Here is a 24,367-nt window from a genome sequence, read left to right as displayed (position 1 = left end):
AATTTCTGATGCCCAACAATAACCGGTATGAAATAAGTGAAGCTTTACAAATGCCTCTGCCTCTGACCAAGGAAGAAGCCATGCAGGAAACGCTGACGCAGGAGGAGAGCGCCGCACGCCGCTTTCCGATTCTGCCGAGCAATGCAAATGTGACGGTGATTCCCATTATTCCGGGGATTACGCTTTTCGGCTACATCCGCTTTCTGAATGCAAGCCCTGTTGAAACACGCGTGGATATCTACGCCAACGGGCGGATGGTGGCTGCGGATTTGCGCTATCAGCATTTTACGGAATATATGAAGCTGTTTCCGGGGTGGTATCGCATTGCGATTTACCGCGCAGGAACCACCACAAACCCTCTGACCGTTCTGCGCTTGCAGGTGCAGTCCGGCGGCATTTATACCGTTGCGGTGACAGGTCTGGCAGATGCGATTTCTACCCTGACCATAGAGGACAGCCACCGTTACCTCAGCCCCAATCGGGCATATATCCGCTTTGTGCAGCTTTCACCGACTGCTCCTGCTATGGATGTTTACTGGGATGACCGCATGGTGCTTTCCGATTTGCGCTATGAGGAAATCAGCCGCTACCTCACCACGGCTCCCGGCAGTCATAATCTCAAGCTGCGCGAGACTGACACAGGCAAAATCCTTGTGGAGCATCCCAAAGTGAACCTCAAGGGCGGCAAAGCGTATACGGTTTATGTGGTTGGCAGCCGTGCAGATAGGGCAGGTCTGCAGGTGCTGATTCCCCTTGAGGGTGTGACCTATCTGGACTTCGGGAAGTGAGAAATTTATGGATTTTTTCTGAAAAAACCTGTACGAATGGATTATCCTTTGTTATACTATTGTCAATACCTATCGTGAAAAATCACGATAAATTTCAGTATAACCGAATAAAGGAGAATCATCATGTTAAAAGGGAAAACTGTTGTTCTGGGTGTAACAGGCAGCATCGCTGCGTATAAAATGGCAAATGTGGCAAGCATGCTCGTGAAGCTGCATGCGGATGTGCATGTGATCATGACGGAAAATGCCTGCCAGTTTATTACGCCTGTTACCTTTGAAACACTGACCGGCAATAAATGTATGGTAGATACCTTCGACCGCAATTTCCAGTTCCATGTGGCGCATATTTCCATCGCGAAAAAGGCGGATGTGCTTCTGGTTGCGCCTGCTTCCGCAAATGTGATTGGCAAGCTGGCAAACGGCATTGCGGATGATATGCTGACCACAACGGCTATGGCCTGCACCTGTCAAAAAATCGTTGCGCCTGCCATGAATACCAATATGTATCATAACCCCATTTTGCAGGATAATCTGAAAAAGCTGGAGGGCTATGGCTTTACAGTGATTGCGCCCGAAAAGGGACTGCTTGCCTGTCGGGATATCGGGGATGGAAAAATGCCCTCCGAGGACGTTCTGGTGGGGCATATCCTGCGTGAAATCGCGCATGAAAAAGACCTTGCCGGCATGAAGGTGATTGTCACCGCAGGGCCGACACAGGAAAGCGTAGACCCTGTGCGTTATATTACAAACCACTCCACAGGAAAAATGGGCTATGAGCTGGCGAAGGCGGCAATGCTGCGCGGCGCGGAGGTAACACTTGTCAGCGGTGTGACAAATCTGGAGCCCCCTATGTTTGTGGATTATGTGCAGGTAAAGAGCGCAGGGGATATGTTTGAGGCAATGAAGTCTCGTTTTCTGGATAATGATATCATCATCAAGGCGGCGGCGGTTGCGGATTATAAGCCCAAAAGCTACAGTGATGAAAAAACAAAGAAAAAGGACGGCGAAATGTCCATCGAATTGGACAGAACACAGGATATTCTGAAATATCTGGGCGAGCATCGCAGAGAAGGTCAGTTCTACTGCGGCTTCTCCATGGAAACCCAGAATATGCTGGAAAATTCCCGCGTGAAGCTGGATAAGAAGAATATTGATATGGTGGTTGCCAATAACCTTAAGATTGCAGGCAGTGGTTTCGGTACGGATACGAATGTGGTAACGATGATTTCCAAGGAGGAGGAAATTCAGCTGGAGCTTCTGAGCAAGGCTGAGGTTGCACATAAGATTCTGGATGAAATTTTGAAATTGAAGGCAATAAAGGGCTGAAAACAGAATGGCTGAAAATAGAATGGCTCTGTCGCATGGAAGGTCTGCGGCAGGGCTTTTCTTGCGAAATAGGCAGATTGCATAAAAAAGAGACGGAATTTTTGTATGCGATAACGTCTGTTTTATTCGTAAAAACGGTCAAAATGGATTGACAAAGACAAATGCAAATGATACAGTAACAGTAGAAATGCGTCATAACGCACGCATTTGCGCCATTGACCTTCGATGGCGGTTGGTTCGAACCAAGGAGGAAACACATGGATGCGATGAGCAGCAGAATCTCGGAAAATCTCAGACAGATTCGGAAGGAAAAGAAACTCAGCCTTGACAGCATGGCAGAGCAGACGGGAGTCAGCAAAAGCATGCTGGGGCAGATTGAAAGAGGGGAATCCAGCCCCACGGTGGCAACGCTCTGGAAGATTGCGACTGGGCTGCATATTTCCTTTACCGCCCTTTTGGAGGGCAGGCAGACAGAAACCCAGCTCATCCGAAGGGGTGAGGTTTCCCCGCTTTTGAGTGATGAGGGGCGGTTTCGGCTGTTTCCCTTTTTTCCCTACGATGCAGAAAGAAGATTCGAAATGCTCAGCATTGAGCTGGAGCCGGGCACTCGCTCGGAATCTGTTCCCCATGAGGATGGAACAGAGGAATTTGTACTTGTTTTTTGAAGGCGCACTGCGGCTGACTGTGGATGGTGTGGAATATGTGGTAGAGGCGGGCGAAGGGATTCGCTATCTTGCCAATAAGCCCCATATTTATGAATGTCACGGCACGCAGAAGACAAAAATCTGTATGGTCATTTATTATGACAAATAAAAAATAACCGTTATAACGGATTTTTTGCGCCGAAGCGAAGAAAGGGCTAGGTGAATCAGATGAGCATTACACCCAGAATTGAGAAAATCCGTCAGAACTATATCAATACCAAGCCGTCCATTTCCTATGAACGCGCAAGAATCTGGACAGAATCCTTCAAAAGAACGGAAGGCATGCCTGCGCAGATTCGTACCGCACAGGCGTTTTATGATACCTGTAATGAGCTTTGCGTCAATATTTTTGAGGGCGAGCTGATTGTCGGCGCAAGCGGCGAATATCGCAAATGCGGCATTTTGACACCCGAATTTGCGTGGAAATGGGTCGATGATGAAATGGATAACTTTCCGAGCCGTCCACAGGACCCCTATGAAATGACGGACGAGCAGAGAGCCTATATCAGAGAAATATCTTCCCTTATTGGAAGGGAAAATCCGTTGAGGATGCTTTTCTGGCGCGCACCTCCGCGGAAACAAAGAAAATCGGCGTAGATACGGGCTTTGTGGATACCGACTCCAAATGGCGCAACGGCATCGGCGAAATGTCCCCGGACTATGTGGATCAGCTGTTCCCCAAGGGCTTCGGCGGCATTAAGAAGGAAGCAGAGGGCTACATGGCAGAGCTGAACGAAGCGATCCCCGAAGAAAAGGATAAGCTGATTTTCTATCGTTCCATCGTTCTGGTTTGCGATGGTATCGTGCGTCTGGCAAACAGATATGCCGAAAAGGCAAGAGAAATGGCGGCAGAGGAAAAGGACGAAGAGAGAAAGGCGGAGCTTCTGGAAATTGCGGCAACCTGTGAAGCCGTTCCCGAAAATCCCCCGAAATCCTTCCGCGAGGCAATCCAGTTCACATGGTTCGTACAGCTGGGCGGCATTATCTCCGAAAACCCTCTGGCATTGAACCCCGGACGCTTCGACCAGTATATCTATCCTTATTATAAAACAGATTTGGATGCAGGCAAAATTGATTACGATACCGCACTGGAACTGGTAGAGTGCCTGTGGCTGAAATACAGCGAATGGGCGTGGACGATTTCCGCAAACACAGCGGACTTCTTCGCAGGCTATACCAACTTTGAAAATCTGACCGTCGGCGGCACCACAAAGGACGGCAGGGACGGCACAAATGATATTTCCTATATGGCAATTCAGGCAACGAAGGAAACAAAATGCCACCAGCCGACCCTGAGCTGCCGTATCCATGCGGATTGTCCTCCCGCATTCATGGAGGCAGTGACAGAACTTGTTTCCACAGGCAGTGGCTTCCCTGCAATCCATAGCGACAGAACAGGCTACGAAATGCTCCGCAATCTGGGCTATGAGCCTGAGGACGCAAGAGACTGGAATAACTGCGGCTGTGTTGTACCTCATTCCAGAAAGACCTTTGAATGGACCTCCTCCTGCAATATCAGCTTTGCGGCGGCATTGGAATTTGCGCTGAATGAAGGCAAGAGCCGCCTGACAGGTGAACAGGTTGCACTGCCCGAAAAAGACCCGAAAACCTTTACCTCCTATGAGGAAATCGAGGCTGCACTGTTCAGACAGTTTTCCTATATGGTAAAGCATGGCGTGATCAGCCTGCTGACTGCGCAGAAAATCCATAAGGAACAGGCACCCCGTCCGTTCCTGTCCGCCTGCAATGAATATTGCGTGAAAAACGGCAAGGATCTGGTGGACGGCGGCGCAAAATACAACATCGGGCCTGTATTCACAGGCGTTGGGCTTTCCGTTACGGCAAACTCTCTGGCTGTAATCAAAAAGCTGGTGTTTGAAGAAAAGAGCGTAACACTTTCTGAATTGATTGATGCACTGAACAACAACTGGGAAGGCTATGAAGCCCTGCGTGCAAAGGCGCAGGCGGTACCCAAATACGGCAATGATGATGATTATGTGGACAGCATTGCGAAGAAGCTGGCAGATTATTTCTATCATGATGTAACATCCTATAAGGATATCTACGGGCATCATTTCGTAACGGCGTTCATGGGTATTTCCAACTACCTGCCGACCGGTAAGGTGCTTGGCGCAACGCCAGACGGCAGAAGGGCGAAGGACCCTATCAACGAGGGCGTTTCTCCTTATACCGGCACAGATACCTCTACCTGCCTTGCGGCACTGCGTTCCTCCGCAAAGCTGAATCATGATATTCACAGCGGCGGCACACTGCTGAACCTGCGTCTGAATCACGATTTGGTTGCAACAAAGAGAGGGCGTGCAAACCTTGGCGCAATGCTCCAGTCCTATTTCGCACTGGGCGCATTCCATGTACAGTTCAACACCATTTCCAACGAGGTGCTGAAGGATGCACAGGCGCACCCCGAAAATTACAGAGATTTGCTTGTGCGTGTTGCGGGATACAGCACACAGTTTGTCAATCTGTCGAAATCCATGCAGGATTCCATCATGGCAAGAAACGCACATGAGGAATTTTAAGACAAAAAATTGCCGCAGATGCAAAGCGTCTGCGGCTGTCGATTAAAAAGAAAGAAAGGGAATGGCTATGAAGGGTTATCTGATGCAGATGCAGCCGTTTTCCGTCAATGACGGGGATGGGATTCGTACCACGATTTTTCTGGCAGGCTGTCCGCTGCACTGCAAATGGTGCGCGAATCCGGAGGGACTGAGGCAGCACCCTGTTGTCGGCTTTTACGCAAGGCTGTGCATCGGCTGCGGCGCGTGTGCGGCGGTCTGTCCCAAGGGAATCGGCATTGACCTAAATGCAGAACGGGAAAAATGCGTCAGCTGCGGCGCATGTGTGGCGGCTTGTCCCAAGGGTGCAAGAAAAGCGCTTGTTTCTCTGGCGGATGCGGATGAAATCATTGCGGAAGCGGCAAAGCATCAGCTTTTTTACCGCAATTCCGGCGGTGGCATTACCTTTTCCGGCGGCGAAGCAACGGCGCAGCCCGAGCTTCTGGAGTATCTTTCCTCCCGTCTGTATGATATGGGCTTCAGTCTGGATATAGAATCCTGCGGTTATTTTGAATTTGAACGGGTACGCAGCTCTCTGGAACGGATGGATTTGATTTTTATGGATTTGAAGCACATGGATTCTGCCCTGCATGAAAAATTTACGGGCGTTCCCAATGAACGGATTCTGGAAAATATCAAGCGGCTGGCGGAGCTTTCGGCAAGAGTGGTCATTCGGATTCCGACGATTGAGGGCGTGAATGCGGATGAGGAAAATATCCGCAAAAGCGGCGAATTTGTGAAGAAATATCTGCCGCGCGCCGAAATGGAGCTTCTGCCGTATCATAAATTTGGCTTTGGGAAATATGAGGCACTGGGGATGGACTTGCCCGATGCCGCATTTGGAACTCCCACAAAAGAAAAAATGGAGCATCTGAAGGGGATTTTGCGGGAAATCGGCATTTCTCTTGCGGACTTCAAATAAACAAAAGAAACAGACATCCTGTCACAGGTGGGCGCACCTTCCTGACGGGATGTCTGTTTTTATCTGTTTTTGCCTTATATATGATAGTATTCGTATTTCTTGACGAAGCAGAAGCCTGTTGTCCCCGGACCGGTGTGGGTGGAGATGGTCGCGCCAATCTGGAAGGGAGGCAGGAATTCCATGCCGGGAACCGTTTCCTGCAGCAGAGCATAAAAGCTGTCCATATCGTCCCAGATGGTATTTGTGCCGGGCATTGCGATATAATGTGCGGGATTTTCGCCGGTTTCCTTGAAATGCTTTGCGGTGATGGATGCAATCTGTGTAAGTCCTTTTTTTCTGGCACGGCAGATACCGCCTGCGCTGATTTCGCCGCCCTTTAAAATGATGATGGGCTTGATTTTCAAAAGTCCTGCGGAAATGGTAGCAACCTTGCCGATGCGTCCGCCAATCTCAAGATAGCTTAAATCCCCGACCATGAAATGAATGCGGGCATCCTCTCTTGCTTTTTCCGCGTATGTAATCACCTCATTCAGAGATTTTCCGTTCTTCTGCATCCGCGCCATTTCCATCAGAAGCAGGGCCTGCGCGCCTGTTGCTACCCAGGAATTGATGACGTGAATCTGCGCATGAGGAAATTCCTCCTCCAGCATGGATTTTGCCGTTACCGCAGATTCCAGAGAGGCGGTCAGCGTGCGCGTCATGGTGATGCAGATGATGTCCTTGCCTGCTTCGAGGGCAGGGCGGAATGCATCCATATAATCCTGAATGGAGGGCAGGGAGGTTTTGGGGTAGCCCTTTTCCTCTGTCATATAGCGGAAATATTCCTCTAAAGAGATTTCCTGAATTTCCTTATAATAAGTTTCATGGTCTATCGAAATATAAAAGGGAATCAACCCGATTCCTAATTCCTTTGCCTTTGCAAAGCCGATATCACAGGCACCATCGCTGAAAATTTGATACTCTGCCATACTATTCTCTCCTTACCTTCAGACGTTCAAATGATTCTGCGGAAATGGTCTTCCGCGGTGGTCTTGCTATACTATAACAAATCAGAACGGAAATTTCAACATCAGAAACACATTATGTAGTATAAAAAACCACAAAATATTGTTTGTGCATGAAAGCACTGCGTTTCTGCTGCTTTTTTGCAGAAAAAATGACAGGATTTTCTGTACGGGAATTTAACGGGAGAGAAGGGAAAGAACTCCTTGCCAAACAAGAAAAAATAAGTTAGACTAAAATAAGGGGAAGTACCCCCAAAAAGAAAAGGAGGTGAAAACATGAAACGAGTATTAGAGCTGATTATAAGCTTGATTGCAACAGCGGCGACCTATGCGTTAATGCATGTAGTGCTTTTTATGGACTTATTCAAATTTCAACATAAATTGCCGGTATATGTACCTACGGTGATAGCGGTAATTGTCGGATTTATATTTTATTTTCTATTTGCTACGCCATTGGCAGGTCTGCTCCTGAAACGGCTGAATCAGACAGAGGAACGCCTTTCCAAAATGAATTTGAAGGAGCTTTCGCTTTCCGTTATCGGCTGTATTGTCGGGCTGGTTCTGGCGAACCTCATCGGCATGGCATTCAATGGCTTTGGCGCACTTGGCACGTTTATCGTGGTGCTGTTGAACATCCTGTTCGGGATTCTGGGGATTCGCGTTGCCAGAAGAAAGAAGGATGATGTGAACGTGCGCACGCTGAAGGAGGTGCTGATGACAACCCCTCCCAGCACGGCGGAGGATTCCATTTACGGCAGACCGAAAATTCTGGATACCAGTGTTATCATTGACGGAAGAATTCTGGATTTGCTGCAAACAGGCTTTATCGAAGGGAAAATCATCATCCCTGATTTTGTTCTGGAGGAGCTGCGCCATATTGCGGATTCTGCGGACAGCCTGAAGCGTCAAAGAGGGCGCAGAGGTCTGGATATTCTGAACGAAATTCAGAAGCAGCTGGCAGTTCCTGTAGAAATTCAGAGCTTTCATCCCGGTCAGCAGATGGAGGTGGATTCCATGCTGCTGAAAATGGCGGACAGCATGGATGCCTTCGTGGTGACGAATGACTTTAACCTGAATAAGGTTGCGGAATTTCAGGGCGTGCGTGTGCTGAATATCAATGAGCTTTCCAACGCGGTGAAGCCTGTGGTTTTGCCGGGAGAGGAAATGGTGGTTACCATCATCAAGGCCGGCAAGGAAGCAGGACAGGGCGTTGCGTATCTGAACGACGGCACGATGATTGTGGTGGACGGCGGCAGTAAGCACATCGGTGAGACGATTACGGTGATTGTGACGAGCGTATTGCAGACAGCGGCAGGTCGTATGATTTTTACAAAAATGATTGCTGCGGCATAAATAAAGAGAGCAAAAGTGCGAAATCAGCCTGTTTGATTTCGCATTTTTGCTGAATCGGGAGGAAAAAAAGATGAGCATCAGTACGGCTGTGATTGTAGCGGCAGGAAAGGGCAAGCGCATGGGAACGGAAATCAGCAAGCAGTTTCTGCCCCTTTGCGGAAAGGAAATTCTTGCACATACGGTTGAAAAATTTGAAAAAGCGGCGTGTATTCGGGATATCATTCTGGTGACAGGAGGAGATGCCCTGCAGGATGTGCGGCAGATGGTGCAGGAATACGGCTGGAAGAAAATTATTTCCGTAACGGAGGGCGGCAAGGAGAGGCAGGATTCTGTGTTCCTTGGCTTGCAGCAGGTGCCGCAGGATACGGAAATTGTGCTGATTCATGATGGGGTGCGTCCGTTTGTGACGGAGGAAATTTTGGAACGCTCCATTGCGGCGGCAAAGGAGACAGGCGGCTGTGTGGCGGGCGTGCCTGCGAAGGATACGATTAAGGTATGCGATGCGGAGGGCTTTGCGATTGCCACGCCGGACAGAAGCACCCTCCGGCAGATACAGACTCCGCAGACCTTCCGCCGAAAGGAAATCCTTGCGGCATACGAAAAGGCGAAGGCGGACGGCTTTCTTGGAACGGATGATGCCTCTGTTGCGGAGCACAGCGGCTTTCCTGTGCGGGTTATCATGGGCAGCTACCGCAACATCAAAATCACGACAAAAGAGGATTTGCTGATTGGCGCGGCATTTTTGAAGGAGGAAACCGAATGAAAACAGTGACGATTTATACGGACGGCGCATGTTCGGGCAACCCAGGCCCCGGCGGCTATGGCGTTGTGCTGCTGTATGGCAGTGCAAAAAAGGAGCTTTCCGCAGGCTATCGTCTGACAACGAACAACCGCATGGAGGTGCTTGCGGTTATCAAAGGACTGGAAGCATTGAAGGAGCCTTGCAGGGTGAACCTCTACAGCGACTCGAAGTATGTGGTGGATGCGATAGAAAAGGGCTGGGTTGTGAAATGGCGGCAGAACGGCTGGATGCGGAACAAAAAGGAGAAGGCTTCAAATGTTGACCTTTGGGAGCGGCTGCTTTTGCTGCTGGAAAAGCATCAGGTGACCTTCCTTTGGGTGAAGGGACATGCGGATAACCCCGGCAACGAAAGATGCGACGAGCTGGCGCGGATGGCCATCGGGCAGGGGGAGCTTCTGGAGGATGAAAATTACGGAAAAATGTAAGGGAATGTCGAGCGAATCCCAAGTGATTCACTGGAAATCGGATTGACACTGACGGAAATTTATGCTAATATCAAACTGTAACAAATTTTTATCTATCTCAAGTAGGAGGATTTTAAAGAATGAAAAAAGGTACAGTAAAATGGTTTAACGCAGAAAAAGGTTTTGGTTTCATCTCCGTACCTGGTGAAGACGATGTATTCGTACATTTCTCCGCAATTCAGGCTGAAGGCTACAAAACACTGGAAGAAGGCCAGGAAGTTGAATTTGAAGTAGTACAGGGTGCAAAAGGCCCTCAGGCTGCAAACGTAACACGTGCTTAATCGATTCTATTTATTTGACCTAAGTGCGAAAGCATTCAGACATATATTTGAGCTTGGTTATGCAACAAAGAGGCTCTCCGTTAGGAGAGTCTTTCTTTATGCCGAAAAAGTGTATTTTTTTGGGAATTATCGGCAGATGGGGGCGTTTTTTTCTTTGGAATCGTTGCATCCGAGAAAATGGTGTGCTACAATTAAGTGTCACACAGAAGATAATGTAAAAGGAAAACTTGAAACGATTGGAGTAATTCTAAATGAGTCAGAATATTGAAAATATCAGAAACGTAGCGATTATTGCCCACGTTGACCACGGCAAAACCACATTGGTGGATCAGCTGCTCAGACAGAGCGGTATCTTCCGTTCCAACCAGGAGGTACAGGAAAGAGTCATGGACAGCGGCGATATTGAACGGGAAAGAGGGATTACCATTCTTTCCAAAAACACAGCCGTAAACTATGGTGATACCAAAATCAACATCATTGATACCCCCGGACATGCCGATTTCGGCGGCGAGGTAGAGCGTGTGCTGAAAATGGTGGACGGCGTTGTGCTGGTGGTGGATGCGTTTGAAGGCCCTATGCCCCAGACAAAATTCGTTCTGCGCAAGGCATTGGAGCTGAATCACCCTGTTGTTGTCTGCGTGAATAAGGTGGACAGACCTGAGGCTCGTCCTGATGAGGTTGTGGATGAGGTGCTGGAGCTGTTTATGGAGCTGGATGCAAACGAAGACCAGCTGGATTCTCCCTTTGTATTCGCATCTGCAAGAGGCGGCTATGCGTCCGAGGATGCCAATGCAAGAGAGGGCGATATGAAGCCTCTGTTTGAAGCAATCATCAACCATATTCCCGCTCCCACAGGGGACGTGCATGCACCTGCACAGGCTTTGATTTCCACGATTGACTACAGCGAATATCTGGGTCGTATCGGCATCGGTAAGATTGAAAACGGCGTACTGCGCGTCAATGACGAGGTTGTCGTTCTGAATATGCACAATGCGGAAACACAGAAAAAGGTTCGTATCACAAAGCTGTATGAATTTCAGGGCTTGCAGAGAGTAGAGGTAAAGGAAGCGAGCGTCGGCAATATTGTTGCGCTTAGCGGCATTGAAAATATTATGATCGGGGATACCATCTGTTCCCCCGAAAAGCCGGAGCCTCTGCCCTTCGTGAAGATTTCCGAACCCACACTGGCAATGAATTTTTCTGTAAACGACAGCCCCTTCGCAGGGCAGGAGGGGAAATATGTTACCTCCAGACAGATTCGTGACAGACTGTTCAAGGAGCTGAATACAGATGTCAGCCTGCGTGTAGAGGATACGGATAATCTGGATAGCGTGAAGGTTTCCGGCAGAGGGGAACTGCATCTTTCCATTCTGATCGAAACACTCCGCAGAGAGGGCTACGAATTTCAGGTGTCCAAGCCGGAGGTGCTGTTCAGAGAGATTAACGGCAAGAAATGCGAGCCTATGGAGGCGGTAACGATTGACGTTCCTGAGGAATTTGTCGGCAATGTTATCGAAAAGCTGGGCAGCAGAAAGGGCGAAATGACAAATATGTATCCTGCAAAGGGCGGCTATACCAGACTGGAATTTTCTATTCCTGCAAGAGGTCTGATTGGCTACCGCAGTGAATTTATGACAGATACCAAGGGCAATGGTATTATGAACTCCCTGTTTGACGGCTACGAACCCTATAAGGGGGATATCGTGACCCGTTCGCAGGGCTCTCTGGTTGCGTTTGAAAGCGGCGAAGCCATCACCTATGGTCTGTATAACGCGCAGGAACGTGGGGATCTGTTCATCGGCGCAGGCACAAAGGTTTACGAGGGCATGGTTGTCGGCAGAAATGCCCGTGCGGATGATATGGATATCAACGTATGTAAGAAAAAGCAGCTGACAAATACCCGTGCGAGCGGCTCCGATGATGCGCTGAAGCTGACACCGCATATCACGATGTCTCTGGAGCAGTGCATGGAATTTATCAGTGATGATGAGCTGCTGGAGGTAACCCCCCAGAATCTGCGTATGCGGAAAAAGATTCTGGATAATACCCAGCGCAGAAAGGCGAAAAACCGCGCAAACAGCTAAGAAGCGGTTCTGATTAGGATTTTTTGGAAAGAGGTGCACCATGGCGGCAAAAGCGAAGAAAAAGGGCGGCGGCTTCGTAAAACAGGCGGCAATTCTGGCAGCAGCCAGCCTGCTGGTACGTTTTTTGGGCTTTATATACCGTTGGCCCTTAACCAACATGATTGGGGACGAGGGGAATGCGATTTACAGCGGCGGCTATTATATTTATACCTTCCTGCTGATTTTATCCTCGGCGGGGCTGCCTGCGGCAATTTCTAAGCTGGTTTCCGAGAGAATCGCACTGAAGCAATACCGAAATGCGCATCGTGTCTTTCAGGCGGCATTGGTGATTTCCACCTGCTTTGGCACGTTCTTTGCGATTGTGATGGGACTTGGCGCACACCGACTGGCAGATATGATTGACATTGCGGACAGCTATTATTCCCTGCTGACGCTTTGCCCGACCTTGGTGATTGTTGCTATCATGTCCGTATTCCGCGGATATTTCCAAGGGATGCGTACCATGGTGCCGACCGCGATTTCTCAGATTGTAGAGCAGGTGTTCAACGCCTTTTTCAGTGTGTATCTGGCATGGGTGTTTATGAGCATCAATATTCCGGAAGGGATGACGAAGAACATTCCTCTGGCATCTGCCGGTGGTACGATGGGGACGGGCATTGGCGCTTTGGCAGGCCTGGTTGTGGTGGTCTTTGCCTACTGTCTGATTCGCCCGTATCTGCTTTGGAGAGCAGAGCGATGCAAGCAGCCCTACGAGGAATCGAAGCGTGAGCTGATAGGCAGAGTTTTGCAGACGGCATGGCCCATCATCGCAGGTACGGCGGTATTCAGCATTACCAACCTGATTGATATGGGGATGGTGGTAAGAATTTTGCAGCAGATTGGATTTTCCGAAGAGAATGCAAGAGCGTTGTATGGACAGCTTTCGGGGAAATATGTTACGCTGACCACATTGCCTGTTACGATTTCTACGGCGGTTGCAACAGCGGCTTTGCCAAGCATTGCCACATCGGTAAAATTGAAGGAGCGGAAGCAGGTACGCAGAAAAATGACGCTGACCTATCGCATTTCCATGATTATTTCTGTGCCTGCGGCGGTTGGTATCAGTGCGCTTGGGCCGCAGATTATCCACATGCTGTTCCCCAGTGCAAGCGACGGCGGTACACTGCTGACGGTTGGTGGCGTTTCGATTATCTTCCTTGCGCTTTGCCAGACCTCTACGGGGATTTTGCAGGGGATTGGACATATTAAGGTGCCCGTGGTCGGTGCGATTCTGGGTGCCATTACAAAGGTGATTCTGAACGTGGTTCTGATTCGGATTCCTTCTATTAACGTTCTGGGGGCAGTGCTTTCCACAACGGGCTGCTATCTGGTTGCAGGCGTTTTTGATGTAATCATGCTGAGCAGACTGACGGGAACGAAATTCGATATCATGGGCAGCTTTCTCAAGCCGATTATCGGCTCTGCTGCCATGGCGGCGGCAACACTTGGCAGCTATCATGTGTTCTATCAGCTTTTGCAGAGCAACACCATCGCGACACTGCTTGCAATCTGCATTGCGGTTGCGGTGTATGGTCTGGTGATGCTGCTCATCAAGGGCATCGTGGAGGAGGACTTGCAGACAGTACCCGGCGGCGGCAAGCTGATTCGCGTTTGCAGACGGCTGCATTTGTTATAAAAACAGAAATCCACCGAATGATTTTGCGGAAGGTTCGGTGGATTTTTCTATAAAAGGGATTTTTTCGGATACATTTTGAAAAAATATAAAATCTGTTGTTGACAGAAAGAATATCCTGTGGTAATATGTAAAAGTCGCTGAACAAAAGCGGTAAAAAATATCGAGGCGTGGCTCAGCTTGGTAGAGCGCTACATTAGGGATGTAGAGGTCGCAGGTTCAAATCCTGTCGCCTCGATTTTTATAAAAGATTTATAAAAAATTCTTTCGGAAGCTTTTGAAAGAAGAAAAAAGAATTGACAGGAATATAATCCTGTGGTATCATAATTAAGCCGCTGAATAAGCGGTAGGAATATCGAGGCGTGGCTCAGCTTGGTAGAGCGCTACATTAGGGATGTAGAGGTCGCAGGTTCAAATCCTGTCGCCTCGAGGGCAGTTTAAGAGACGAATATGATTCGTCTCTTTTTTCATATTCGGCAGTGATTTGAAAAAAATTGGAAAAAAGAGAGAATCGGCACGGCCTACGGAGGTGAACCGTTTATGACCGACCAGAACGAGGTACGATTGGTCAAGAGGGCGAAGCAGGGGGACATGCACGCCTTTGAGGAACTCATTTTACAGCATGAAAAGATCGTTTATAACGTGGCACTGCGCATGATGAACCACAGCGAGGATGCGAAGGATATTTCGCAGGAGGTGTTTCTGAAGGCGTATCGGAATATCGGGAATTTTGACGAGCGGTCGCAGTTTTCTACCTGGATTTACCGCATTACGGCGAACACCTGCATTGATGAAATGCGAAAGCGGAAGGGCAGGCAGAGCTTTTCGTTAGAGGAAGAGCTGGAAAGCGAGGAAGGCAGCATGCAGCGGCAGGTTGCGGATGCGGGCGAAACACCGGAGGAAAGCATGCTTCGAGAGGAGCAGAAAAGCGAGATTTTACAGGCATTGGAGAGCCTTTCACCGGAGCATAAGGTGGCGGTTATCCTGCGGGATATCAAGGGGCTTTCCTACGAGGAAATCGCGGAGATTCTGGAGCTTACGCTAGGGACAGTGAAGAGCCGTATTTCCCGTGGGCGAAATCAATTAAAGCAGGAAATTTTAAAATTACGGGAACAAGATGCACATTTTATTCGTCATAAGAGAGGAAAGGAGGGAAGGCAATGAATTGTGATAAAGTGAAAAAGCTGCTCTGGGCGTATTTGGAAAACAAAACCACGGCAGAGGAAACAGCAGAAATCGAAACGCATTTGGAAGGCTGTGCGGCTTGCAGAGAAGAGCTGGCGCAGCAGAAGGAAATGAAAAACGCTTTGGCAAGCCTTCCTGACGAGGAACTCCCTGAAGGCTATCATACAGAGCTGATGCAGAAGCTGCAGGCGGAACGCAAGATTGTGCCTTTCCCTGCAAAGAAGAAGCATGGCTGGAAGCAGATGAGCATGATCGCGGCGGCGGTGCTTGTGGTTGTGGTAGCAGGCGGCACGAGGGGGATGCTGGAAATGCGGCAGAACCAGAACGAGGAGATAGAGCAGATTCTGTTTGAGAATACTGCGCTGACGGCGGATACGGGCGAGGAAGCGGCAGAACAGATTGCGGCGGACAGCGCGACAGAGAACAATGCGGCGGAAAAATCCGATACCAAGGAGGATTTTTCTGAGCAGGAAACAAAGAAAGTAAAAAAACCTGTTTCGCAGAAAACGGCACCAAAAGAAACTACACCCAAAGAAGCAACTCCGAAGGAAACAACTCCGAAGGAAACGGCAAAGTCTTTTCGGTCGGAGGGAGCGGCAACCATGCCGAAAGCAGCTTTATATGCAAGTGAAGCGGAAAATGCGATGGACAGCGAGACATTGGTGAGCGGCACACGCGCTGCGGACAGCAATGCGGCGGACAGCATGACACTTCAGGTGGCAGAAAAGGAGACAGCCTTGCAGGCAATTCGCAAGAGCATAGAGGAAGCCGGCGGTTATGAGGGAAGCAGTGTGGATGATGTGATTCAGGCGGTGATTCCTGTGGCAAATTATGCAGATTTTCTGGAGCAGGTCGGCAAGCTGGGCGAAATACAGGCGCTTTTCCAAGGCGAGGCGGACGGTGCATCGCACACAATCAGCATTTCGGTAACGGAAAAATAAAAAGGGACACGGTGGATTTTTACGAGAAAAGCCGTGTTCTTTTTTTGCTGAAATTTTCTTGGGGACAGAGAATTTTGATATGTTTTGCAAAAAATAGCTTGACAAATCTCTGACAAACGCATATACTGGTCTCGTAAATAAATAGAATCTTCAGGGCAGGGTGAAAGTCCCTACCGGTGGTACAGCCCACGAGCCGCAAGGCATGATTCGGTGAAACTCCGAAGCCGACAGTATAGTCTGGATGAAAGAAGATGGATGAATGCAGGAAAAGTGTTTCTTTTCTGTGTCTTTTTGAGATATCTGCTCTGGATTGTTTTTGAACATTCCGGAGCTTTTCTTATTTTGGCACAGGGAGTCTTTTGGTGTGTGTGTTTCTGATGCTCTGAGCGATTCTGTTCGGAGCATTTCTTATTTTGTATTTTTGAAATCTGTCTGGAGGGATTCTATGAAGGATTCAGAATATATGGAGCTTGCACTCATGCTTGCGAAAAATGGGCTCGGATGGACGGCACCGAACCCGATGGTAGGGGCAGTGCTTGTGAAGGATGGTGAAATCATCGGTCAGGGGTGGCATGAAAAATGCGGTGAGCCGCATGCAGAGCGAAACGCATTGGCAAATTGCAAAAAATCGCCGCAGGGAGCGACGCTTTATGTCACATTAGAGCCTTGCTGCCATCAGGGCAGACAGCCGCCCTGTGTAGATGCCATTCTGGAGGCAGGCATTCGGCGCGTGGTGGTCGGTTCGGCAGACCCCAATCCGCTTGTGGCAGGAAAGGGAATTCGGATTTTACGAGAGCATGGCATAGAGGTAACGGAGCACATGCTGGAGGAGGAATGTGATCGCTTGAATGAGGTGTTTTTCCACTATATTCAAACAAAGCGTCCCTTTGTGGTAATGAAATATGCGATGACGATGGACGGAAAAATTGCAACCTACACAGGTGCATCTAAATGGATTACATCGGAAACGGCAAGAGCACATGTGCAAGAGCAAAGGCATAAATATACTGCAATTATGGTGGGTGTGGGAACGGTATTGGCAGATAACCCTATGTTAAATTGCAGGATGGAGGGCGGAAAAAACCCGATTCGCATTATTTGCGATACACACCTTCGCACACCGTTGGATACGCAAATTGTTGCAACGGCGAAGGAAATACCGACCATCCTTGCAACCTGCTGTGCGGATAGGGAAAAACAGGAGGCATATCTGGCGGCAGGCTGTCAAATCCTACAGGTGAACGAAAAAAACGGGCATGTTGATTTGCAGGAATTGATGCAAAAATTAGGGGAGCAGGAAATTGACAGCATTCTGATAGAGGGCGGCGGTACACTCCATTGGACAGCATTGGAGGAAGGCATTGTGCAAAAGGTACAGGCATATATCGCACCGAAATTATTCGGCGGACGGACGGCAAAAACCCCTATCGAGGGGCAGGGCGTTGCAACGCCAGCAGAGGCATTTTATTTAAAGAACAGCAAAATCATTCCTCTGGGAGAGGATTTTCTGATAGAGAGCGAGGTGAGCAGAGATGTTCACGGGAATTGTTGAGGAAATCGGAAGGGTTGAGAGAATCAAGCACGGACAGCATTCTGCGGTCTTGACCATTCATGCGGATACGGTTTTGGAGGGAACCAAAATCGGTGACAGCATTGCGGTCAACGGCATTTGCCTGACAGTAACGGAGCTGTTTTCGCATGGCTTTTCCGCAGATGTGATGCACGAAACGCTGAACCGTTCCTCTCTGGCAGGGCTGACAATGGGAACGCCTGTGAATCTGGAAAGAGCCATGGCGGCAGACGGACGCTTTGGCGGGCATATTGTTGCAGGCCATGTAGACGGTGTGGGAAAGGTGATCCGCGTGCGTCGGGATGATACAGCCATTTGGTATACCATACAGGCGAAGGCGGAGCTGATGCGATATATCGTTGAAAAGGGCTCCATAACCATTGATGGCATTAGCCTGACAGTGGCGGAGGTCGGAGAAAGCGAGTTTTCCATTTCTGCCATTCCGCATACGGTCAGCCAAACCATTTTGAAGAACCGCAGAGAAGGCGATTTGGTAAATCTGGAAACGGATATCATTGGAAAATATGTAGAAAAGCTGGTTTGCCCGAAAGCAGAGCAGCAGCCGAAAAATACAATTACAATGGATTTTTTATCGAAATACGGATTTTAAGGAGGAGAATACATCATGCAGTTTAACACAGTAGAGGAAGCGTTGGAGGAATTGCGCAACGGCAAAATCATTTTGGTAACAGATGATCCCGATAGAGAAAACGAAGGGGATTTCATCTGCGCGGCAGAATTTGCAACCACAGAAAACATCAACTTCATGGCATGCTATGGCAAGGGCTTGATTTGTATGCCTATGTCTGAGGAATATGTGCGGAAATTGCGGATTCCGCAGATGGTACAGCAGAATACGGATAATCACGAAACAGCATTTACGGTTTCCATCGACCATGTGGCAACCACAACAGGCATTTCTGCGGCAGAACGCTCTATCACAGCGCTTGCATGCGTTTCGGATGATGCAAAGCCTGAGGATTTCCGCAGACCGGGTCACATGTTCCCTCTCCTGGCAAAGAAAAACGGCGTTCTGGAACGGGAAGGGCATACCGAAGCAACCGTTGATTTATGCAGACTGGCAGGCTTGAAGGAGTGTGGGCTGTGCTGCGAAATCATGCGTGAGGATGGTACCATGATGCGTACGCCTGAGCTGATGAAGCTGGCAAAGCAATGGGATATCAAATTCATTACCATTCGGGATTTGCAGAATTACCGCAAATGCCATGAAAAGCTGGTAGAACAGAAGGCAGCTGTTAAAATGCCCACAAAATACGGCGATTTTATGGCGTATGGCTTCGTCAATCTGCTGAATGGCGAGCATCATGTAGCACTGGTAAAGGGCGATATCGGTGATGGCAAGGATGTGCTTTGCAGAGTTCATTCCGAGTGCCTGACAGGGGATACCTTCGGCTCCCTGCGGTGCGACTGCGGACAGCAGTTTGCCGCTGCTATGACGCAGATTGAAAAGGAAGGACGCGGCATCCTGCTTTATATGCGGCAGGAGGGGCGTGGTATCGGCTTAATCAATAAGCTGCGCGCCTATGAATTGCAGGAGCAGGGTATGGATACCTTGGAAGCAAATCTTTCCCTTGGCTTCAAGGGCGACCAGAGAGAATACTATATCGGCGCACAGATTCTGCGCGAATTGGGCGTAAAAAGCATGCGTCTTTTGACTAACAATCCCGATAAGGTATATCAGCTGGAGGAATTTGGGATTGAAATTACGGAGCGCGTGCCGATCCAGATGGATGCAACAACACATGATTTATTCTATCTGAAAACAAAACAGGAACGCATGGGACATTATCTGAAATATTAAAGAATCTGAAATATGAAGGAAAAAATGAAAGAAAAGAGGGAATAAAAATGAAAACATTTGAAGGTAAACTGGTATCGAAGCAGATTAAAATCGGTATTGTAGCGGCAAGATTCAACGAATTTATCACAGCAAAGCTGTTGAGCGGTGCGATGGACGGTCTGGTGCGGCATGATGTAGCGGAAGAGGATGTCAACGTGGCATGGGTGCCCGGCGCATTTGAAATTCCCCTGATTGCATCCAAAATGGCGAAAAGCGGCAAATATGATGCTGTGATTTGCTTGGGCGCAGTCATCCGTGGCTCCACCAGCCATTATGATTTTGTCTGCAACGAGGTTTCCAAGGGGATTGCGGCGGTTTCTCTGGAAACAGGCATTCCTGTGATGTTTGGTGTGCTGACAACGGAAAACATCGAACAGGCGATTGAACGTGCCGGCACAAAAGCAGGTAACAAGGGCTACGATTGTGCGGTCAGCGCGATTGAGATGGTAAACCTGATTCGGGAACTGGAGAAATAAAAGGGCTTTTTGGATATAGATTCGGCAAATAGGCTGTTTCTGCTATTAAATAGGTAGAAACAGCCTATTTTATTGCAGAAAAAACAGAAAAAGACAAATGTCCACTGGACAGAATGCACAAAAACGTGTAGACTATATTGTAAAATTTGAGGGATATGCTTTAGCGTTCTACTTGACTAAAGCGTTAAAATGCGATACACTATTTTCAGAACAGAAAGGGTGTGGAATTTGAATGAAACCGGAAGAAATGCTTTTGAAAAAAGAGGAGCGGGTCAGCTTCAGCCTGCGTGCCTTGTTTGAACAATATGGCTATCGAAAATTTAAGATGAGCAAATTTGAGGAGTACGATTTTTATGCGGAGAACAGAAGCTTTCTGCACAGCGAAGCCATCCTGACCTTTACGGGACTGGACGGCAAGCTTTTGGCGCTCAAGCCGGATGTGACCCTTTCTATCGTGAAGAATACGAAGGGAAGCCGAGATACGGCAGAACGCGTGTATTATAACGAAAATGTATATCGTGCCAGAAAGGGCGCAGGTGAATACAAGGAAATCATGCAGGTTGGCTTGGAATATATCGGCGAGGTGGATGCATACGCCACGCTTGAGGTGCTTTTACTGGCGCAGAAAAGCCTGAAAGTCATCAGCGACGCTTATATACTGGATGTTTCTCACATGGGCTTTGTGGCAGGGCTGATGGAGGAGGTTGCTTTGCCTTATGCACAGCAGGATAGAATCCTCGATTGCATCAGCGAGAAGAATATCCATGGGATTCGCGCAGTTTGTAAGGAAAACGGCGTTGCGGCGGATTTGACTGAGAGATTGGAGGGACTGGCGAGTCTGTATGGCAGTCTGGAGGAAACCCTGCCGCAGGCGAAGGCGCTTTGCTGTAATGAAAAAATGGAGCAGGCGGTGCAGGAGCTGGAAAATATCCTGCGGTGTCTGAAAATCGGCGGCAATGAGGAAAAGGTGAACCTCGATTTTTCTATCGTGAACGATATGGATTACTATACGGGCATCATTTTTCAGGGCTTTATCAACGGTGTGCCCAGCAGCATTCTCAGCGGCGGCAGATATGACAACCTGCTGCGGAAATTGGGTAAGGATGCGGATGCCATCGGCTTTGCGGTTTATCTGGATTTGTTGGAACGCTTTGATTCCAAGGAAAAGGAATACGATGTGGATACACTCCTGCTTTATGAGGAGGGCGCGGATGTGGCGGCTCTGGCGCAGGCGGCGCAGATGCTGACCGATAACGGGCAGAGTGTTCTGGTGCAGAGAAAAAATACGGGAAACGTGAAATATAAGCAGCTGCTTTGTATGAAGGATAGGGGGCTTGAAATCGTTGCGGAACTGGATTAACATCGCACTGCCGAAGGGCAGATTGGGCGAAAAGGCGTATGATATTTTTGAGGCAATCGGCTATGGCTGTCCTTCCATTCATGAGGGCGGCAGAAAGCTGATTTTTGAAAACGAGGAAAACGGCGTGCGGTATTTCTGGGTAAAGCCCTCGGATGTGGCGGTTTATGTGGAACGCGGCGCGGCGGATATCGGTGTAGTCGGGAAGGATATTCTTCTGGAGCAGTCCTCGGATGTGTATGAGCTCTTGGATTTAGGCATGGGCAAATGCCGCATGGCGGTGGCAGGCGTGAAGGGAGAACGTCCCGATGGGGGACATACCCTGCGCGTGGCAACAAAATTCCCCAATATCGCAAGAGAATTTTACAGAAAGCAGAGCAGAGAAATTGATATTATCGAATTACATGGCTCGATTGAGATTGCCCCGATTCTGAAAATGAGCGATGTCATTGTAGATATTGTGGAAACGGGAACAACCCTCCGAGAAAATAATCTTGAGGTCATTGAAACGGTTGTGCCAATCAGCGCAAGGCTGATTGCGAATAAGGTCAGCTATAAATTCAATAATGCAAGCATCCGCGAATTGTGCGATCGGATTGCGGAGAATCTGGAAAAAAAGGACTGATGAGAAGAAATGAGGTGAAGGCATGATTCGAACCTATGCTTACAAAGACATTAAAATAGAAGAAATTTTTGCAAGAGAGGAAGAAAAAACGAATGTGGCGGACGTGGTTTCGGAGATTATCGCAGAGGTACGCAAAGGCGGCGATGCGGCACTGAAACGCTATGCAGAGCAATTCGATGGCGCGGCACCTGCGGTGTTTGAGGTTTCCAAGGAGGAACGGGCGGCGGCGTATGCACAGGCGGACGCGGCGTTTCTGGAGATTTTAAAAGAAGCGGCGGCGCATATTCGTGCCTTCCATGAAAAGCAGAAACGGACGGATTTTGTGCTGACGGAGCGCGAGGGTGTTGTGCTTGGGCAGAAAATTATTCCTCTGGACAGAGTGGGGCTCTATGTCCCCGGGGGGACGGCAAGCTATCCCTCTACGGTGCTGATGGATTGTATTCCTGCAAAGATAGCAGGGGTCAAGGAGGTTTGCATGGTAACGCCGGCGAAGGATGGGAAATTAAACCCCGATATCATTGCGGCGGCGGAAATCGCAGGGGTTGACCGTATTTTCAGAATCGGCGGCGCACAGGCGGTTGCGGCGCTTGCGTGTGGCACGGAAAGCATCCCTCGTGTGGATAAAATCGTAGGCCCCGGCAATGCCTTTGTTGCAGAAGCGAAAAAGCAGGTGTTCGGGCAGGTTTCGATTGATATGATTGCAGGGCCGAGCGAAATTCTTGTCATTGCGGATGGCAATTCCGATGCGGAAATCATTGCGGCGGATTTGCTTTCGCAGGCGGAGCATGACAAAATGGCTTCGGCGGTTCTGGTGACGGAAAGTGAAGCCTTGGCACAGGCGGTAACAGCCGAACTGGAACGGCAGATTGCACTGCTCCCCAGAGCGGAAATTGCAAGAGCATCCATTGACAATAACGGAAAGATTATTCTGGTAAAGGATATCGCGGAAGCCATCGCGGTTTCCAATGAAATTGCACCGGAGCATCTGGAGGTTTCGGTGGATGAGCCGTTTCGCTATCTGGCGGATATCCGCCATGCCGGCTCGATTTTCCTTGGAAGAAACGCACCCGAAGCCTTGGGAGATTATTTCGCAGGGCCGAACCATACCCTGCCGACAAGCGGTACGGCGCGGTTTTCCTCTCCCTTGGGCGTGGATGATTTTGTGAAGCGTTCTTCCTTTACTTACTATACAAAAGAGGCACTGACGGCGGAGGCGGAGAAAATCGGTTTCTTTGCCAGAAGAGAGGGCTTGGAGGCACATGCCCGTTCCGCTCTGGTGCGAAAAGATAAGGGGGTTATCCAATGAGCAGATTTATGAGTCCCTGTTTTACGGGCTTGGAGGCATATACACCCGGCGAACAGCCACAGGATCAGCAGTATGTAAAGCTGAATACGAATGAATCACCCTATCCGCCCTCGCCTGCGGTGGTGGCGGCGATTTCTGCCGAGGAGGTCAGCAGGCTGAACCTTTACCCCGACCCGACAGGCAGGGTGCTGAAGGAAAAGCTGGCGGCGCTTTATGGCGTGAAAGCAGAAAATATCTTCCTTTCCAACGGCTCGGATGATATTCTGAATTTCGCCTTTATGGCGTTTTGCGACAGCGAAAGAGGGGCGGCATTCCCCGAAATCAGCTATGGGTTTTATCCTGTTTATGCCGACCTTTATCATGTGGACTGCGTGAAAATTCCTCTGAAAGAGGATTTTGGCGTGGATTATCGGGATTACTGCAATATCGACAGAATGGTTGTGATTGCGAACCCCAATGCGCCCACAGGGATGGAAATATCCCTTGCGGAGATTGAGGAAATTCTGAAAACGAACCCGAACCGGATTGTGCTGATTGATGAGGCGTATATTGATTTCGGCGGCACCAGCTGTGTGGATTTGATTCGGAAATACGATAACCTGCTTGTGGTACAGACCTATAGCAAATCGCGCTCCATGGCAGGGGCAAGACTGGGCTTTGCCATTGCAGATGCAGGCATCATTGCGGATTTGGAAAAAATCAAGTATTCCACGAATCCCTATAATATCAACCGTCTGACGCTGCTGGCAGGCGAAGCGGCGGTGGAAAGCAATACCTATTACATGGAAAATGCAAGGAAAATTGCAAAAACCAGAGAAAACGCAACGGAAAGACTGCGGCAGATGGGCTTTACCGTTCTGGATTCCAAGGCGAATTTTATTTTTGCAAAAAGCAACGCCGTCAGCGGCAGGGTGCTTTATGAGGAATTGAAGAAAAAAGGCGTTCTGGTGCGCTTCTGGGGCAAGGGAAAAATTGAGGACTTCCTGCGCATTACCATCGGCACGCCCGAACAGATGGAGATTTTATTTGCGAAAGCAGCGGAGATTTTGCAGGAGCAGAAAGGGGATTGA

At 49.0% G+C, this 24,367-nt stretch carries 23 protein-coding genes, 2 tRNA genes, 1 pseudogene and 1 riboswitch; of the genes and pseudogenes, 25 read left to right on the top strand and 1 reads right to left on the bottom strand.

The features are described 5' to 3' along the window. Positions 1-8: 8 nt before the first annotated feature. The 7 genes and pseudogenes from EJE48_RS06645 (at position 9) to EJE48_RS06625 (ending at position 6,316) form a co-directional block, all read left to right on the top strand. Positions 9-788 carry a DUF4397 domain-containing protein gene (locus EJE48_RS06645; protein ID WP_124984429.1) on the top strand — a complete coding sequence of 260 codons (780 nt, stop codon included), beginning with the start codon at positions 9-11 and terminating at the stop codon, positions 786-788. Between the two features lie 123 nt (positions 789-911). Continuing rightward, positions 912-2,114, top strand: a complete 1,203-nt coding sequence (gene coaBC, locus EJE48_RS06640; protein ID WP_118579269.1) for a bifunctional phosphopantothenoylcysteine decarboxylase/phosphopantothenate--cysteine ligase CoaBC — start codon at positions 912-914, stop codon at positions 2,112-2,114. A gap of 257 nt (positions 2,115-2,371) precedes the next feature. Further along, positions 2,372-2,779, top strand: a complete 408-nt coding sequence (locus EJE48_RS06635) for a helix-turn-helix transcriptional regulator (protein WP_243107979.1) — start codon at positions 2,372-2,374, stop codon at positions 2,777-2,779. After that, positions 2,769-2,927, top strand: a complete 159-nt coding sequence (locus EJE48_RS12550; protein ID WP_243107978.1) for a cupin domain-containing protein — start codon at positions 2,769-2,771, stop codon at positions 2,925-2,927. The genes EJE48_RS06635 and EJE48_RS12550 overlap by 11 nt, the downstream gene beginning before the upstream one ends. A 59-nt stretch (positions 2,928-2,986) precedes the next feature. Continuing rightward, positions 2,987-4,878: pseudogene (locus EJE48_RS06630) on the top strand (pyruvate formate lyase family protein); the annotation flags it as partial. Positions 4,879-4,908: 30 nt separating this feature from the next. Then, the gene (locus EJE48_RS12935) at positions 4,909-5,358 is read left to right on the top strand and encodes a glycine radical domain-containing protein (RefSeq protein ID WP_408608185.1); all 450 of its coding nucleotides are present in this window, start codon (positions 4,909-4,911) and stop codon (positions 5,356-5,358) included. 61 nt (positions 5,359-5,419) lie between these two features. Beyond that, entirely contained in the window at positions 5,420-6,316 is an 897-nt protein-coding gene (locus tag EJE48_RS06625) for a glycyl-radical enzyme activating protein (protein ID WP_243107977.1), read from the top strand. Between the two features lie 74 nt (positions 6,317-6,390). Here the strand turns inward: EJE48_RS06625 and EJE48_RS06620 are convergent, their stop codons facing one another. Next, positions 6,391-7,284, bottom strand: coding sequence for a DegV family protein (locus EJE48_RS06620; RefSeq protein ID WP_118579260.1), 894 nt, complete (start codon positions 7,282-7,284; stop codon positions 6,391-6,393). Positions 7,285-7,596: 312 nt separating this feature from the next. Between EJE48_RS06620 and EJE48_RS06615 the strand changes: the two genes are divergently transcribed. The 18 genes from EJE48_RS06615 to hisC all read left to right on the top strand — a co-directional run bounded on the left by EJE48_RS06615 (position 7,597) and on the right by hisC (position 24,367). Next, positions 7,597-8,673 carry a PIN/TRAM domain-containing protein gene (locus EJE48_RS06615; RefSeq protein ID WP_118579257.1) on the top strand — a complete coding sequence of 359 codons (1,077 nt, stop codon included), beginning with the start codon at positions 7,597-7,599 and terminating at the stop codon, positions 8,671-8,673. Positions 8,674-8,743: 70 nt separating this feature from the next. Further along, positions 8,744-9,436 carry a 2-C-methyl-D-erythritol 4-phosphate cytidylyltransferase gene (ispD, locus tag EJE48_RS06610; protein WP_118579254.1) on the top strand — a complete coding sequence of 231 codons (693 nt, stop codon included), beginning with the start codon at positions 8,744-8,746 and terminating at the stop codon, positions 9,434-9,436. Then, positions 9,433-9,900, top strand: coding sequence for a ribonuclease HI (gene rnhA / locus EJE48_RS06605; RefSeq protein ID WP_124984428.1), 468 nt, complete (start codon positions 9,433-9,435; stop codon positions 9,898-9,900). The genes ispD and rnhA overlap by 4 nt, the downstream gene beginning before the upstream one ends. A gap of 119 nt (positions 9,901-10,019) precedes the next feature. Beyond that, positions 10,020-10,220, top strand: a complete 201-nt coding sequence (locus EJE48_RS06600; protein WP_004036546.1) for a cold-shock protein — start codon at positions 10,020-10,022, stop codon at positions 10,218-10,220. 251 nt (positions 10,221-10,471) lie between these two features. Then, complete coding sequence (gene typA / locus EJE48_RS06595; protein WP_124984427.1) at positions 10,472-12,304, top strand: translational GTPase TypA; 1,833 nt, start codon at positions 10,472-10,474, stop codon at positions 12,302-12,304. Positions 12,305-12,344: 40 nt separating this feature from the next. Further along, positions 12,345-13,979 carry a putative polysaccharide biosynthesis protein gene (locus tag EJE48_RS06590; protein WP_124984426.1) on the top strand — a complete coding sequence of 545 codons (1,635 nt, stop codon included), beginning with the start codon at positions 12,345-12,347 and terminating at the stop codon, positions 13,977-13,979. A 161-nt stretch (positions 13,980-14,140) separates the two neighbouring features. Beyond that, positions 14,141-14,214 (top strand) — tRNA-Pro (locus tag EJE48_RS06585). A 118-nt stretch (positions 14,215-14,332) separates the two neighbouring features. Beyond that, positions 14,333-14,406, top strand: a tRNA-Pro gene (locus EJE48_RS06580). A gap of 110 nt (positions 14,407-14,516) precedes the next feature. After that, the gene (locus tag EJE48_RS06575) at positions 14,517-15,140 is read left to right on the top strand and encodes an RNA polymerase sigma factor (RefSeq protein WP_124984425.1); all 624 of its coding nucleotides are present in this window, start codon (positions 14,517-14,519) and stop codon (positions 15,138-15,140) included. Beyond that, entirely contained in the window at positions 15,137-16,102 is a 966-nt protein-coding gene (locus tag EJE48_RS06570) for a zf-HC2 domain-containing protein (protein WP_118579248.1), read from the top strand. The genes EJE48_RS06575 and EJE48_RS06570 overlap by 4 nt, the downstream gene beginning before the upstream one ends. 142 nt (positions 16,103-16,244) lie before the next feature. Continuing rightward, positions 16,245-16,359: riboswitch (FMN riboswitch) on the top strand. A gap of 188 nt (positions 16,360-16,547) precedes the next feature. Next, entirely contained in the window at positions 16,548-17,654 is a 1,107-nt protein-coding gene (gene ribD, locus EJE48_RS06565; RefSeq protein ID WP_118579245.1) for a bifunctional diaminohydroxyphosphoribosylaminopyrimidine deaminase/5-amino-6-(5-phosphoribosylamino)uracil reductase RibD, read from the top strand. Then, positions 17,635-18,282, top strand: coding sequence for a riboflavin synthase (locus tag EJE48_RS06560; RefSeq protein ID WP_016408013.1), 648 nt, complete (start codon positions 17,635-17,637; stop codon positions 18,280-18,282). Before ribD ends, EJE48_RS06560 begins: the two co-directional genes overlap by 20 nt. Before the next feature lie 15 nt (positions 18,283-18,297). Further along, a complete protein-coding gene (locus tag EJE48_RS06555; protein WP_016408012.1) occupies positions 18,298-19,494 on the top strand; it encodes a bifunctional 3,4-dihydroxy-2-butanone-4-phosphate synthase/GTP cyclohydrolase II in 1,197 nt (398 codons plus the stop codon). 47 nt (positions 19,495-19,541) lie between these two features. Next, positions 19,542-20,009, top strand: coding sequence for a 6,7-dimethyl-8-ribityllumazine synthase (gene ribH / locus EJE48_RS06550; protein ID WP_016408011.1), 468 nt, complete (start codon positions 19,542-19,544; stop codon positions 20,007-20,009). A gap of 232 nt (positions 20,010-20,241) precedes the next feature. Further along, positions 20,242-21,369 carry an ATP phosphoribosyltransferase regulatory subunit gene (locus EJE48_RS06545; protein ID WP_118579242.1) on the top strand — a complete coding sequence of 376 codons (1,128 nt, stop codon included), beginning with the start codon at positions 20,242-20,244 and terminating at the stop codon, positions 21,367-21,369. Further along, positions 21,353-21,991: an ATP phosphoribosyltransferase gene (gene hisG / locus EJE48_RS06540; protein ID WP_016408009.1), complete on the top strand. Its 639-nt coding sequence runs from the start codon at positions 21,353-21,355 to the stop codon at positions 21,989-21,991. The genes EJE48_RS06545 and hisG overlap by 17 nt, the downstream gene beginning before the upstream one ends. A gap of 22 nt (positions 21,992-22,013) precedes the next feature. Then, positions 22,014-23,297 (top strand): histidinol dehydrogenase, encoded by a 1,284-nt coding sequence (gene hisD / locus EJE48_RS06535; protein ID WP_118579239.1) that lies wholly within the window; start codon positions 22,014-22,016, stop codon positions 23,295-23,297. Continuing rightward, positions 23,294-24,367, top strand: coding sequence for a histidinol-phosphate transaminase (gene hisC, locus EJE48_RS06530; protein WP_118579236.1), 1,074 nt, complete (start codon positions 23,294-23,296; stop codon positions 24,365-24,367). The genes hisD and hisC overlap by 4 nt, the downstream gene beginning before the upstream one ends.

The sequence above is a fragment of the Anaerotignum faecicola genome (genome assembly GCF_003865035.1).
In the GTDB taxonomy this organism is placed as follows: Bacteria; Bacillota; Clostridia; order Lachnospirales; family Anaerotignaceae; genus Anaerotignum_A; species Anaerotignum_A faecicola.
Note: the sequence above shows the minus strand (reverse complement) of the source record. Positions and strands in the feature narration are given on the sequence as shown.